Here is a 14,558-nt window from a genome sequence, read left to right as displayed (position 1 = left end):
CCGCAAGTCCTCTTCCATAGGACCGCCGCTTTCGTTTACATACACCTCATTAGAGGCACTCGCCGCCTGATTCAATCACTTTTTTATACCAGTGATAACTGGCTTTTTTATAACGTTTAAAAGTACCGTTACCATAGTCATCAGCGTCCACATAAATATATCCGTAACGTTTGGACATTTTGCCCTCACTTACACTAACCAAGTCGATGCAGCCCCATGACAGATAGCCAATTAGCTCTACTCCGTCCTGTTCCACAGCATCCTTCATGTTGCGTAAATGATTGGACAGGTATTCAATCCGGTAATCATCCTGAACATGAAAATCCTTATCCGGTTCATCAGCGATCCCAAGGCCATTCTCGACGATAAACAACGGAATTCGGTAACGATCATACAATTGATTCATTGTTATACGAAGTCCGATCGGATCTATTTGCCACACACTTCCACTAGGTGGCAGATAAGGATTTTTTACCGTCTCAAAACCATTTGTACGACGAGTCTCCAGTCCTTCCGTGGATGCAGCCGTACAAGCGCTTGAGTAATAGCTGAAGGAGACAAAATCTACGGTATTGTTCTTCAGAATTTCAAAATCTCCCGGTTCCGTGTGAATGTTGATCTTATGCTTGGCAAAATACGGTGCAATATAATTTGGATATTTGCCGTATACCTGCACATCAGAGAAGAATAGTGTATGCTTGTCACTTTCCAGAGAAGCGAATACATCCTCCGGTTTACATGTATATGGATACGTCTTGCCAGCCGCTAGCATACAGCCAAACTGAATATCCGGAACCATTTTCTTGCCCGCTTCCACAGTCAGAGCGTTAGCTAGAAGCTGATGATGCGCAGCCTGATATTTTTTCTCCAGCTTGTTGTCAGCCGCTGTAAAGGTTAAGCCCCCTCCTATAAAAGGGATATGCAGGACCATATTCATCTCATTGAATGGAATCCAATATTTCACTCTGTGCCCAAATCGGCTAAGTAGCGTCTTGGCATAAATGACGTAAAAACCAACCACTTGGCGGTTCGCCCACCCCCCGTAATGCTCAACTAAATGCATCGGCAAGTCAAAGTGACTGATAGTAATCACTGGCTCAATGTTATGTTTCTCAAGCTCGTCCAAAATGCTCTCATAAAATGCGAGGCCTGACTCCAGCGCAGTTGCTTCGTCCCCGTTCGGAAATAGACGCGGCCAAGAGATAGAGAATCGGAATGCATTGATACCCATTTCCGCCAGCATGGCGATATCCTCTTTGTAATGTTCTCGGAAATGAATCCCCGTATGGCTCGGATAATGTTGGCCCTCTTCTGTAAAAATATTATCCTCGTCCATCATTACGTCTTTCAAACGACGGTCATTCATTGGCAGAACATCAAAATTGGATAGACCTTTGCCATCCTCCAAATGCGCACCCTCGGTCTGTATTGCCGAAATAGCGCCGCCCCACAGGAAATCTCGGGATAATTTCATAATAAACCTCCAAGTTGCTAACAGTTTGTAAATGCTCTCATTTATAAGCATCAACCTGTTTTCTTTAGTTGCCTATGCCTATAATAAGGCTTGCTGGAGGAGATTGAATCCCTTGATTTTGTCAAATTGTTCTCATATTTGGTCCTGTCCAAAAGCAACTTTGATGGTTGAGCTTTTATATTGCAGAGGAGCGATACCAATACTTTCCTTGAACAAACGATAAAAAGTCTTCGTACTTCCGAAGCCTACCTTACCGGCAATTTCTGTCACAGGATCATCTTCATTGAGGAGAATCCACTTCGCCTTATCAATCCGGTATTCGTTTAAAAAGGTGACGAAGGTTTTGCCGGTATGCTTCTTGAAGAATTTGGTGAAATACGATGGAGTGAAGCCTAGAATTTTCGCAGCATCCGAAAGTTTGATAGGATGGGTATAGTTTTTCTCCACATACTGGAAGACCATAGACAACTGCTCGAGAATTTCACGGGAATAAGGCTTATTGGTAACCATTCGCGGCTTAAAATGATCCATTTCGCGATACATAACAGTGATCAGCTCACACAAGAGGCTTTTGATAGCATATGCGTAACCGATCTGTTGTTCCTTGCCTTCCTGGTATAGCTTATTCAATAACTGAACAATTTTCTGCTGAATAGCCGGTCTCCAGTATGTCGAATACGGTTCAATTGAGGCAAACAGCTCCTCCAGCGAAAAAGGTGTGTTATTCAGAACCATCACGTCCTGAAAAAAACTAAGGTCAAATTGGAAGACCAGCCGCTCACTTTTAGGTGAAGCCATCACATAATGAATATCTCCACCTTTGATGAAGACGAACTCATTTTCTTTTAGCTGCATCGGCTGGTCATTTACTCCAAGGTTCACTTTCCCTTTAACAATCCAGATAATTTCCGTTTCCTTATGCCAATGTGGTGTAGTTAATATACTGCCATCGTTCTCAATACAGCGGTACGGAAAGGCTTTATCAAGTCGTGGGAATTCCAAATAAATGGCCATCTGATCATCTCTCTTACTTATTTAGTGGATTTATAATCTCATTTATAGCGGAGAAAGGCGAGTTTGGCTATTGAAGCTGAAACGTAAAAAGAGCTATCCAGTACCCAACTAGGGAAGCATGGATAGCAACTTTTAGGGATCGTTAATGATTCGATTTCTCTCATTTCGTAATTGATCCACCGTCCCGGCGAAACTGCTTCGGGGTCAAGCCCGTGTATTTTTTAAATAACTGTGTATAGTAACTTTGGCTGCAAAATTTAAACATCAAAGCGATTTCGGAAATAGACTGATTCGTGTGAATGAGGATCGACTGCGACTCCTCAATTCTACGCCGGTTGATAAATTCCGTGAGCGGCATACCCGTTTCACGCTTGAAGCGGTCGGACAAATAACTGGGATGCACACCGACATGCCGAGAGATCAGGCTAAGGTTCAAATCTTGAAACAAATGCTCGCGTATAAAATATACGGATAGATTGACAATATGTGAATAGTGAAGATTCTCCTTTTGCTGGCGCATCACTGTAATGAATTGCAGGACCATTTCATATTCGTATCGATGAAGTGCCTCAAGCTCCGTCGTAGCTTCCACCGCACGAATGAACGTATCACTCAGCTGAAAAGCTGTCTCAGGGTCAACACCACCCCGGATAATCGCACGTGTAAACAAGGTGCAGGATGCAATCATAGCGTTTTTCTTGGAACGCAGCGGATATCGGGCTAGCGTAGCAGCTTCCATTGCGTTAATTCTATGCAGTGCTTCTAGTGCCCGCTTCTCGTCACCGAGTCGGATTGCTTCCAAAAGCTCATGTTCATAATCCAGCGGAGGATGGACAAATCCCTCTGAAAGATCCACAGAACGTGTGGACCAATATTCCGGCAGTTTATGTTGTCCTTTAAGTTGATCCATACATGTTAACCTCACCTAAAAATTTTGATAATATCCTAAATAATTTAGTATAATTCTAGCCCTTTCAGACTTAAAATTCAATTCATAACCATCAAGGGAGGAAACATAAGCATGAGCTGGAGCATTGCCAATCAGGGATTGTCGGCAGATACCCTGCTGAATTTAGAAAGTATTTTTGCGCTGGGGAATGGATATTTGGGCGTGCGTGGCAATTTTGAAGAAGGGTATTCCGATAAAGAAATCCGCAGTATCCGCGGAACATATTTGAACGCCTTTCACGATGTGATTGACATTCCCTATGGGGAGAAGCTATTCGCCTTTCCAGGTACCCAGCAAAAACTGGTTAATATTATAGATTCCCAAGGGATAAATATTTATATAGGCGAAGATATGGAGCCATTTGCACTTACAGCAGAGAGTGTCCTCGCCTATGAGCGTAACCTCCATCTGGACAAGGGATACTCGGAGCGTAAAATCCACTGGAAATCCCCCTCCGGTAAAGAACTCAAGCTGCATTTCCGTAGACTCGTTTCTTTCACTACCCGTGAACTTTTTGCCATTCATCTGACTATTGAGCCTGTCAATTTCAATGGCCCAATCCGAGTTGTATCTCGTGTAAATGGCGATGTTAGCAACTATACGAACCCGAATGACCCGCGTGTAGCTGCAGGACATTCCAAACGACTGAGCGTAGTAGCGTGCGAAGCTCGGGGTGAATATGTATGCTTGGAGAATGAGACGATGGCTTCGGGTCTGCGAACCTCCTGTGTCACCCGTCATGAATGGGTAGGTGACTGGCAAGTTGAAACTCAGGCAGGAGAAACCGATGCTACAGTGACTGCAACCTCCTCCTTGTCTGGGCCACTATTGCTGACCAAATGGAATGTCTATACCGATACACTACGACATGAACAAATGCTTGTAGATACCGGTATTCAGGTACAGGAATCATTGAAGCACCTCTCCTTTGAAGACATGCTGGAACAGCAGGTGCATTATTTGGCTGACTTCTGGAAGCGTTCCGATGTAGTCATTGAGAACGACTTATCGCTTCAGGAAGGAATTCGTTTCAACCTTTATCAACTGCTACAATCAGCCGGACGCGACGCGCATAGCAACATCTCTGCCAAAGGTTTATCCGGAGAAGGATACGAAGGCCATTATTTCTGGGATACGGAAATTTATATGTTCCCCGTGTTCCTAATGACTTCTCCTGATTTGGCCCGGCAGCTCCTATTATACCGGTACTCCAAGCTGGGGGAAGCACGGGAACGAGCTAAAGAAATGGGCCATGCCCAAGGGGCATTGTTCCCATGGCGGACGATCTCAGGTACAGAATGTTCCTCCTTCTTCCCTTCCGGCACAGCCCAATATCATATCAGTGCCGATGTAGCCTATAGCTATATCCAATATCATCTGGCGGAAGAAGATGACGCCTTTTTGCTCCAATACGGCGCAGAGGTGCTATTTGAGACCGCGCGGTTGTGGATGGAAATCGGTCATTTTTACGAAGGTAAATTCCACATTGACGAAGTAACCGGTCCAGATGAGTACACTTGTCTGGTGAACAATAACTATTACACCAATGTAATGGCCAAACATAATCTAAAATGGGCCGCACGCAGTTTCGCTCGGCTTCAGGCGTATGATAAGGTTGCCTTCCAAGCGCTGTGTATCCGACTGCATGTTACTGAACAGGAAGCGGATAGCTGGCTGAAAGCGGCGAATGCCATGTTCCTCCCTTACGATGAGAAGCTAGGCATTAACCCGCAGGATGATACTTTTTTACGCAAAGCAGTCTGGGATTTCGAGAATACACCACCGGAGAAACATCCGCTGCTGCTGCATTACCACCCGCTTACCCTGTACCGTTATCAGGTCTGCAAGCAAGCGGATACCGTACTGGCTCATTACTTGCTGGAAGACGAGCAGTCGCAAGAAACGATTCGCAAATCGTATGATTATTATGAGCAAATCACTACCCATGACTCTTCTCTGTCCTCTTGCATATTTAGCATCATGGCCTCGAAAATCGGGTACAAGGACAAGGCGTATAACTACTTTATCGAGACTGCACGACTGGATCTCGATAATACACACGGCAACACCAAAGACGGATTACATCTCGCTAATATGGGTGGAACGTGGATGGCCATTGTGTACGGTTTTGCCGGAACACGTCTTAAGGAAAACGGCCTATCGCTCGCTCCGTCCCTACCAACTGGCTGGCAGAAATACAACTTCCGGCTCACCTTCCGCGGGCGTCTCATTGCTGTAACCATTCGCGAGGAAGGCGTGGAGCTGGAATTGTTAGAGGGTGAAGCACTTGATCTAATTCTCTACGGCCAATCAGTGACTCTGGGCAACGATAAAACGTTAACTCAGGCACTACAAGCCTAATTCATAAGGAGCACAACACAATGAATGCAGCCTCTCAAATTCAAGCCGTAATCTTTGATCTAGACGGCGTTATTACGGATACCGCAGAATATCATTATCAGGCTTGGGGTATGATCGCGAAAGAACTGGGACTTCCGTTCACCCGAGAGTTCAATGAGAACCTAAAAGGTGTATCACGCATAGCTTCACTGGAATTGCTGCTTGGACAAGCAGCAATTCCGCACACTTACTCCCCCGAAGAGATGGAGAAAATGGCGACCCGCAAAAATGAGTTCTATCAGCAGCTCATTCAGCAGGTAACCCCGGCTGATGTGCTGCCTGGCATCTCTGAATTGCTCACCGAGCTGAAGGCCCACGGAGTGAAGACCGGCATTGCCTCCGCAAGCAAAAATGCCTTTACAGTTATCCGTCTTCTAGGTATGGAGAAAGACTTCGGAGTTATTGTAGATGCAGCCAAGCTTGCCCGCAACAAACCAGACCCGGAAGTATTCTTGACCGCCGCGGACGCGCTTGGGGTAGATCCGCAATTCTGCGTCGGGGTAGAAGATGCAGTCGCCGGGGTAGAAGCGATCAAAGCCGCCGGTATGTTCGCTGTATATATCTCCTTACAGGAGAACTTGTCCATCGCTGATATGAACTTGAACCATACTGCTGAACTTAATTACTCCGAGCTAAACCAGCAATTCGTTGCTACAAAGAATAGAGTAAGCTAAATAATTGGGCATCCCAGCCTCAATATATGTAAATCACGAACTAAGCCGGCAAGCTTCTAAGGGAAGCTTGCCGGCTTTTGTTTGAAATATGATTTTAGCTTGAATGTAGGCTGTTGTAATATGATAGGAAAGCGCAACATCCCTCAGAACATCTGCTTCCGATCGTTTATTATAAACTTTTTCAGACCATCCCAGCGTTATCAGATCTATCTTTAAATAGTTTCTTTATCGTTAGTCCAAATAAAACACAGCAAGTCAGTGCCGCACAAAAATCAGCAATAGGTTCAGCAATAATCACTGCATCTGTTTTCGGGCTAATAAATGTCGGGAGCAAAAGTACTAATGGAATAAGCAAGATAATCTTACGCAAGATCGCGATAAAAATAGAAACTCGTGCTTGTCCCAAAGCAATAAATACTTGTTGAAAAGCTAATTGAATACCAAAAATACAGGTGCCAAGGAAGAATATTTTCATTAATCTAGCAGTCAGAGCCACAAGCTCAGTATTATTAGTAAAAATGATAATGGGCAACTGCGGGACAAAAATGGCTATGCTCCACATCGACAATCCAAAAGCAGCACAAAAAACACTGCAATATAAAATGGTGGATTTTACACGTGCAAAATCGCGAGCTCCATAATTATAGCTAATAATAGGTTGTGCCCCTTGCGCAAACCCAGATAACAACGTCCCAAAGATTTGCATTAGTGTTCCCATAATCCCCATGGCAGCAACGTACATATCGCCTCCAAATTTAGCTAAGGACGTGTTAAACACGATTTGAATTAAACTTTCGGTCGACGTCATAATAAATGGAGATAGTCCCAATGCAAGTACCTTAGCGGCTTCTTTAGGTTTAATACGCATGTTCGATAGACGCAAGCGCAGATGAGCTCGTTTAGAGACTAAGAACCCCAATACCCAAGTAGCTGAAATAAATTGTGCAATGACAGTAGCCAATGCTGCTCCCTTAATTCCCATATTCATCTCAAAAATAAAAATGGCGTCAAGGACGATATTCACAACTGCACCAATGCATACCGTGAGCATGGCTGTTTTGGCATATCCTTGTGCTGCAATAAATGGATTCAACCCTAAAGAAATAAGCACTGCCACAGTTCCAATAAGATATATGCTTAAAAAATCGTCGGCTAGCGGCAATGTATCGTGGCTCGCTCCGAACAACGTTAAGAATGGGGACTTAAAGATAAGAAACAAAGCTGTCAGGATTACGGATGCCATTAGTAGCATAGTACAACAACTTCCTAGTAATTCTTCAGCTTTTTTATGTTCACCTTCGCCCATCTTTATGGACGCTAGGGGAGCCCCTCCAGCTCCGATTAGAGCGGCAAATGCTGAAATCAACATAATAATCGGAAAAGAAATTCCTATAGCGGATAAGGCTAGCGTTCCCCCCTCCTCCATCCTTCCGAGGAACATCCGATCAACTACACTGTACATGGCATTGATTAGCTGAGCTATAACGGCAGGAATAGCCAATAAGAAAATAAGCTTGGGTATACTTTGGTTGGCAAAACGATCCTTCATTTGATTATTCATTAATTCATTTCCACTATAGCTTCTCGGAGGCTTTTAGGAAGCTTTTTGACAACCATATCGTAGGAATGGTCAATCATGTCAAAGACATCCGACGTCGGCAGGGATCCATCGATCATGATTGAATTCCAGTGCTTTTTGTTCATATGAAAGCCTGGTCGTACGCAATCATGCTGCTCTCTTAAGTTCTCCGCAATAATCGGGTCACATTTTAAGTTTAAGCGAACAACCTTCCCTGTTTCCTCAAAAATAAGTGCGAACATTTTATCAGCCACTTTGATGACCAATGGAGTGGGTCCAAACGGATGCTCCTGAGTCGCCCCTTTCTTTTTCAAACAGTATTCGATAATAGTATTCTTCAAATCAGTCTCTCTCCTTCGCTGATCAACAATCTGATCATTTTTGCCATTAACCACGTTTCTTAATTATATCATTTTGTTCACCCTCTCGAAGAGAAGAAGATCATTTTAACAGAGAAAAGACCGTCTCCATCGAGAGCGGTCATTAAGTTCATCGATATATAAATAATAGTAATGTTACAACTTCCCTCAAAATACCCGCTTCTGGTTCCGATCATCAATAATAATCTGCACCGCTTCCTTAAACCGAATGGCATGGATAATCTCCCGCTCCCTAAGGAACTTAAGGCTATCCTGCAGATCCACATCATCTGTCATGTCAATCAGCCACTGGTATGTAGCCCGGGCCTTTTCTTCCGCTGCAATGTCTTCATAAAGATCAGCCAGCGGGTCACCCTTAGCTTGAATGTAGGCTGCTGTAAAAGGTACGCCGGCAGAGTTCGAATAGAACAACGCGTGATCATGCTGCGCAAAATGTGGACCTAGCCCAGCTTCCTCTAGCTCGCATACCGAAGCGTCCTTCGTCAGCTTATAAATCATAGTGGCTATCATTTCCAAATGGGCGAATTCCTCAGTAGAAATATCGTTCAAAACGCCAATCACTTTATCTGGGATCGTGTATCTTTGATTCATATAGCGCAGGGCTGCGGCGAGCTCGCCATCCGCTCCTCCATATTGCTCACTTAAATAACGCGCCATCCGGATATCACATTTACCGACCCGTACCGGATATTGCAGTTTTTTTTCGTAGATCCACATTCGGAAACTTCCCCTCCTCTAGAAATTTAGTTCCTTACAGTTGCACTCTTCTTACACCTGCCAAGGCCAAGGCGTCTGATTCCATTCCCACGGACATTTCGAATAAGCTCGGCCAAAATTCTGAAGCGGACCGTATAATTCCTGAAATTGATTCGCGAGCTTGGTACGTTCCTGAGTCAGCTGATTAAATTGTTCAATACTTCTCAAATCATCAGGATGAGTATTTAGATATAAGTTCAACTCCACTAAGGCAAAGTCAAGTGTCTGCAGCTGCTCAAGCAATTCATAATAACGTTGATCGCAAGGATTTGCCTCCATAATCTATTTCCCTCCTCCTTTGCACTTGGACTCATACGGGCTGTAAAATGCTGGCCATAACGTGCCAACCCTTAGCGCCTCCTGCAAACTAAACTGAGGTAAATCTGGCGGCTGAAAATTAACGAACTGATTGGGTGGAACTACATAAGTCTTGAACGGCACCGGCGGGCAAGGATCAAACGGGCCCCTAAAGGGGGTGTACCTCCGTACCTGTGATTCCATCTTTTCGTACCTCCTTTGTTCCTGTTCCTTCTTTGAAGAATCTGAACATTGCTTCCTTAGCTAACTTATGACAGCAGAACACAATATAAAACGTTATTTACAAAAAAAGCCCCTAGGCTTGAACTTTTCGTGTAATTTACACGAAAAATAAGCTGTCCCCGGAAATATACCGGAAACAGCTTTTCAATTGGACCTTTTTTTAGTATTACGCTTAGGGGTTCGCTCCTTTGAAAGAATCCTCGTGCTTAATCTCAAGGATATCCAACATAAATACAAAGATGGGAATGCCAAGAATAAGTCCCCAGACACCTATATAATGCTCAGAGAACAATAACACGCTGAAGGTGTAGAACATCGGCAAATTCATTTTTGTGGACATCAACTTGGGATTCAAGAAATAGCCTTCGATAAAATGCAACACCGCAATGATCGCCAGCACATAAGTGACTGTTGTCAGACCGCCGATGTTGTAGCCGATGATTAAGAGCGGAATGAGCGAAATCAAAAAACCAACCACCGGAATGAGACTGAGCAGAAAAATCAAGATCGATAGGGCAAATAAATATGGGAAGTTAAGCAACCATAAGCCAATAACAGTAAGGCAGGTATTGAACAAGGCAATAAGAATTTGCGCTTCAATTACTTTCCCAAAGGAAACGATGAATTGTCGGCTGAAATACTCCAGCTCTATATAAAACCAGGCAATCCGGCTCTCTCTCATCCTAGAAGTAAAACTGACGATCCGGTTCTTCTCAAGAATAAACACAAAGCTTAGAATGGTTGATACAACGAAAGTCGCGCCCCAGTTGCTAACCTTCAGTACATAATCGATGCCTCTTTTGATGTAGATCTGATAGTTTAGGTCCTTGAACATATCATACAAATACAATGTAATCTTGTTCTGCGGGAGGTCGTCTGATTTGAGATTGGTAAGGAAGATGGTTAATTGCTTAATCTGCTCCAATACTTTTGGAAGATATTTAGCAAGGGCCAGTACAATCACAGCGATTAAAGCGAGGTATAAAATGACAATAATCACCTTACTGTTAACCTTCACAAATTTACCAATTCCTTTACTAAGCAAGGTCTGAAAGCTGTTCATGACAAAAGCAATCAAAAACGTCAGCAACACCAGATTAAGCATCCCTCGAACACTGTACAGCAGCAGCCCGATAAGTGCGAGAATTAAAAAGCGTCTGGTGGTTATGTTCGCGTAGAATCGCTTGAATACATTCATTGATCTTGCTCCATTCGATTGCGATTAATGATGCTATCATCCAATGACTATAAAAAGGAAAACCTAGCCCCCACAAAAAAGCCGATGGAAACAAAAAGAAGTGACCAGGTTAGCGCTCCTGCAGTCGTTATGAGTATATATTTTTTGAAAGACATAGCACTGATACCAGAAATATAGCTTGATACATGCCTCAGACCGGGAATAAAATAGGCAATAAAAATGGTCCAGTTACCGAACCGCAAAAACCATCTTTTCATACTGGCAAAACGCTTGGGTGTAATCCCCACCCACTTGCCGAATTTTTCTACCACAGGTTGCCCTAGTCTTAAACCAATAGTATAGCTGATAAGCATCCCTGTGATAGATCCCATGAAACAAACCAATACCGAAAGTGAAAAATCCAAAACCATAACGGAGGATAAATAACCTACAAACAGCATTAATACCTCATCGGGTACAGGAAGTCCGATAATCCCAAGTGCCATAAGAGCAAATATGGCTAAATATCCGTACTGCGAAATGATCTCAATAATCCAAGGCATGGGTGTTTCACTTCCTGTTGAAGGATTTTTTAAGGGACGGAAAAGGGATACGACTGACCATCATTACGGATAGTAATGCCATTAACACGATGACCAGACCCGGTTTCATACGTTCATCTAGTAAAGAAATCATCGACAGAATGACTCCGGCAGCAGTGATCGGCATTCCCACGAACCCCTTGGAAGGCGCCGACAGATTAAATCTGGCCAAACGAAGTGCACCACAGATCAAAAAGAAAACCGAAACTGCAGGTCCAATCCAGTGAGCATCTTCTAACTTATACAACAAGATAAGGAAGGTTGGCGCTAAACCAAAGGATATAATATCCGCCAATGAGTCCAATTGTTTACCGAATTCGCTGGTACAATGCAGTATTCTTGCCAGTAATCCATCCAATACATCACATATTGCCGCGAGTAATATCATCAATAAAGCCAGACTATATCGTTCTTGAATCGTGAAATACAAGGATAGGGATCCGAGTCCTAAGTTTGCAAGTGTGCACATTGAAGGCAACCAATTCAATTTCATACGATTTCACCCCTTTCAATATAGTATTTTTAGTGATTCGCTTAACCTTCAAAAGTCACAGTAAAGCTGACACCTTTCTCCGTATTTTTCACTGTATAAATACAAGCGTGCATATCTAGTATTCGCTTCGCAATAGAAAGCCCCAGACCCGTACCGCCCGTCATTCGACTGCGAGAGGGCTCAGACCGATAGAACCGTTCCCAGATCTGCTCCAGCTGATCTTCAGGGATTGATTCTCCTATATTTTGAATCGTGAATACAATAGTCTGGGCATGACTCTCAATATTGACGGTGATGGAGCTTCTCTCTTCCGCATGTCTGATAGCATTGGTCATAAAATTTAGTACCACTTGTTCGATCCAGTTCACATCAGCATAGACCGGTAATTCATTTGCAGGAATAATAATGACCTCCAAATGTTTTTCACTCAGCAAGTGAACCAGCTTGTCCGTCACCTTTTCCGTCAGTTCACTTAACATAAAGGAAGTTTTCCGAAGTTTAATCGTGCCCGACTCCAACCGCGCTAGATCAAGCATGTTTTTAACAAGAAACTCCATTTTATCTGCTTCCTCAATAATCACCTTAATATAGTGATCCTGCTTGCCTGCACTAACGCCGTCTTCCAATCCCTCGGCAAAACCTTTGATAATACTGAGCGGTGTCTTCAATTCATGCGAGGCGTTGGCAAAAAAGTCTTGCTGCATGATCTCCATTCTTTGTTTCTGCTCCATATCCTCAACTAGCTGCTGATTGGCCTCTCTTAACTCTCGTAAAGCAGAATCCAGACTTAGCGATAAGGTGAACATGCTGTTAGACAGGCTGCCTAACTCATCCTTTTGCCGAATCGATGTGTCCCCTGTAAAGTCCAGAGAAACCATCCGTTTGGCTATGTTGTTTAACTTAATAAGCGGACGTGTTACCATTTTTGAAAAGAAGAGAGAAAGAACCAGAATTAGAACAATGCCGCCTATTCCCAGATATAAAAAGAACCAACGCAACGCCTCGTTCGAATCCTTGACTTCCTGTAATGAGGTGACTGTGAATAGTAATTCGATTTCTCCGGTACTTTGCTTCAGGGGCAAAATAATCACAGAATTGCGACTACCACTCCAGGGAGCAATCCAGTCTTGCTTCTGCATTTTCAAATTTTTGAAGTCGTCTATCTGCGCCGGTGTCAAAGGAAACCATTCCTCTAGCGCCTCAAACAATATTCCCTGGCGTGGATTCCATATTTTCAGATCAGGCAGAACAATTTCTGCAACTGTACCAGATGCATGAATCATCCCACTCTCTTCCGCATCCCCTATTGTTCCGCCCCCTTTTTTCGTAATACTTATGGGGTAGAGAATAACGGGTGAAGAATTGTCTTCATCCAGTAGTTCGCCTTCAACACTCAACTGATCATCTACTTTAATGTTCGCTGCTCTAAGCGCATCTCCGTACTGATTCATGAACAGGGATAAAGAGACAAGCATACTCTTTCCGTCATCATCGATTAACTTTATATGAAATGGATCTTCCGAATTCATCTTTCCATCCAGCTTCAAAATAACCATTTGTGTTTTATTCCGCAGCATAAACCGAACGAGTTCCTGGGAGGTCCGAGTGCTTCCCCACGGCTCGCTTATATACCTTGCAGCAAAGCTCTTAAGGTGTTTCTCTACACGGTGCTCTTTTTGCTTCTGATAGAAATTGTCAAATAACAGCAATTGGCTTAGAATCACCATGCCATAGAAGCAAAGGAAAAAGATAACGGTCATCACAAACAGTTTAAAAGTAATCCCCCGTCTTCTCATACCTCTTCCTCGAACATGTACCCTGTGCCAATCACTGTACGAATAAAACGTGATTCATAACCCAATTTACTTCGCAGCTTTTTGATGTGACTGTCCACAACTCTGGAATCTCCTTCAAATTCAATTCCCCAGATCCGGCTAAGGATCGTATCCCTTGAAATGACAATCCCTTTATTTCGTATTAAAAGCCATAAAAGATCGTATTCCTTAGGGGTAAGCTCCACTTCCGCATCTTCTACCTCTAAACGATGAGCCAAGGTATTAAACATCGCGGAACCAAATTTTATTATGCTAGATTCAGGCTGATGGGTGCCTTCAACTCGCTTCATAAGCGCATTTGCACGGGCTACCAGCACCTTTGGACTAAATGGCTTTGTAACATAATCATCCGCTCCTAATTCAAATCCGTAAATTTTGTCGTCATCTGTGGATTTGGCGGTTAACAAAATGATAGGTACCGCTGATTTTTCACGAACTTCACGGCATACTTCGAAGCCATTCTTAGCAGGCATCATGATATCCAAAATCAGCAGATCCGGCAGCAGTGAGTCAAACCAAACCAATGCATCTCTTCCATTATCCGCTTCAAGTACTTCCCAATCATTCTGTATGAAATAATCAGACACCAGTTCACGAATACGAATTTCATCCTCAACGAGAAGAAGTTTCTTTTTCAATCTAGACCCCGCTTTCAAACCATATATAATCATTAGCATAGTCGAGC

Annotated in this window: 15 protein-coding genes; 2 read left to right on the top strand and 13 right to left on the bottom strand. The window is 43.5% G+C overall.

From position 1 onward, the window contains the following. Positions 1-49 precede the first annotated feature (49 nt). The 3 genes from ACDZ28_RS18120 to ACDZ28_RS18110 form a co-directional block, all read right to left on the bottom strand. A complete protein-coding gene (locus ACDZ28_RS18120) occupies positions 50-1,474 on the bottom strand; it encodes a family 1 glycosylhydrolase (RefSeq protein WP_375102426.1) in 1,425 nt (474 codons plus the stop codon). Positions 1,475-1,606: 132 nt separating this feature from the next. After that, positions 1,607-2,488, bottom strand: a complete 882-nt coding sequence (locus tag ACDZ28_RS18115) for a helix-turn-helix domain-containing protein (protein WP_375102425.1) — start codon at positions 2,486-2,488, stop codon at positions 1,607-1,609. 160 nt (positions 2,489-2,648) lie between these two features. After that, entirely contained in the window at positions 2,649-3,398 is a 750-nt protein-coding gene (locus ACDZ28_RS18110; protein ID WP_375102424.1) for an AraC family transcriptional regulator, read from the bottom strand. 111 nt (positions 3,399-3,509) lie between these two features. On the opposite strand from ACDZ28_RS18110, the gene ACDZ28_RS18105 reads away from it, so the two are divergent. Continuing rightward, complete coding sequence (locus ACDZ28_RS18105; RefSeq protein WP_375102423.1) at positions 3,510-5,798, top strand: glycoside hydrolase family 65 protein; 2,289 nt, start codon at positions 3,510-3,512, stop codon at positions 5,796-5,798. Between the two features lie 20 nt (positions 5,799-5,818). Further along, positions 5,819-6,511 (top strand): beta-phosphoglucomutase, encoded by a 693-nt coding sequence (pgmB, locus tag ACDZ28_RS18100; protein ID WP_375102422.1) that lies wholly within the window; start codon positions 5,819-5,821, stop codon positions 6,509-6,511. 181 nt (positions 6,512-6,692) lie between these two features. Here pgmB and ACDZ28_RS18095 read toward each other — a convergent pair whose 3' ends face one another. From ACDZ28_RS18095 to ACDZ28_RS18050, 10 genes are all read right to left on the bottom strand, one after another. Beyond that, positions 6,693-8,072, bottom strand: a complete 1,380-nt coding sequence (locus ACDZ28_RS18095) for an MATE family efflux transporter (RefSeq protein ID WP_375102421.1) — start codon at positions 8,070-8,072, stop codon at positions 6,693-6,695. After that, positions 8,072-8,431, bottom strand: coding sequence for an MmcQ/YjbR family DNA-binding protein (locus ACDZ28_RS18090; RefSeq protein ID WP_341111630.1), 360 nt, complete (start codon positions 8,429-8,431; stop codon positions 8,072-8,074). Before ACDZ28_RS18090 ends, ACDZ28_RS18095 begins: the two co-directional genes overlap by 1 nt. 186 nt (positions 8,432-8,617) lie before the next feature. Further along, positions 8,618-9,187 (bottom strand): manganese catalase family protein, encoded by a 570-nt coding sequence (locus ACDZ28_RS18085; protein ID WP_042125896.1) that lies wholly within the window; start codon positions 9,185-9,187, stop codon positions 8,618-8,620. Positions 9,188-9,238: 51 nt separating this feature from the next. Beyond that, positions 9,239-9,505 (bottom strand): spore coat protein CotJB, encoded by a 267-nt coding sequence (locus ACDZ28_RS18080; protein ID WP_094870385.1) that lies wholly within the window; start codon positions 9,503-9,505, stop codon positions 9,239-9,241. 3 nt (positions 9,506-9,508) lie between these two features. Further along, positions 9,509-9,727: a spore coat associated protein CotJA gene (locus ACDZ28_RS18075; RefSeq protein ID WP_042125890.1), complete on the bottom strand. Its 219-nt coding sequence runs from the start codon at positions 9,725-9,727 to the stop codon at positions 9,509-9,511. A gap of 211 nt (positions 9,728-9,938) precedes the next feature. Continuing rightward, positions 9,939-10,964: an AI-2E family transporter gene (locus tag ACDZ28_RS18070; protein WP_042125888.1), complete on the bottom strand. Its 1,026-nt coding sequence runs from the start codon at positions 10,962-10,964 to the stop codon at positions 9,939-9,941. Between the two features lie 47 nt (positions 10,965-11,011). Further along, positions 11,012-11,506 (bottom strand): DedA family protein, encoded by a 495-nt coding sequence (locus tag ACDZ28_RS18065; protein WP_375102420.1) that lies wholly within the window; start codon positions 11,504-11,506, stop codon positions 11,012-11,014. A gap of 7 nt (positions 11,507-11,513) precedes the next feature. Next, complete coding sequence (gene pssA, locus ACDZ28_RS18060; RefSeq protein ID WP_341111625.1) at positions 11,514-12,038, bottom strand: CDP-diacylglycerol--serine O-phosphatidyltransferase; 525 nt, start codon at positions 12,036-12,038, stop codon at positions 11,514-11,516. A 41-nt stretch (positions 12,039-12,079) separates the two neighbouring features. After that, on the bottom strand, positions 12,080-13,834 hold the full coding sequence (locus ACDZ28_RS18055; protein ID WP_375102419.1) for an ATP-binding protein: 1,755 nt from the start codon (positions 13,832-13,834) through the stop codon (positions 12,080-12,082). Next, the gene (locus tag ACDZ28_RS18050; RefSeq protein ID WP_341111623.1) at positions 13,831-14,511 is read right to left on the bottom strand and encodes a response regulator transcription factor; all 681 of its coding nucleotides are present in this window, start codon (positions 14,509-14,511) and stop codon (positions 13,831-13,833) included. Before ACDZ28_RS18050 ends, ACDZ28_RS18055 begins: the two co-directional genes overlap by 4 nt. Positions 14,512-14,558: the final 47 nt, after the last annotated feature.

The organism is Paenibacillus sp. RS8, from assembly GCF_041956825.1.
Taxonomy (GTDB): domain Bacteria; phylum Bacillota; class Bacilli; order Paenibacillales; family Paenibacillaceae; genus Paenibacillus_AQ.
Note: the sequence above shows the minus strand (reverse complement) of the source record. Positions and strands in the feature narration are given on the sequence as shown.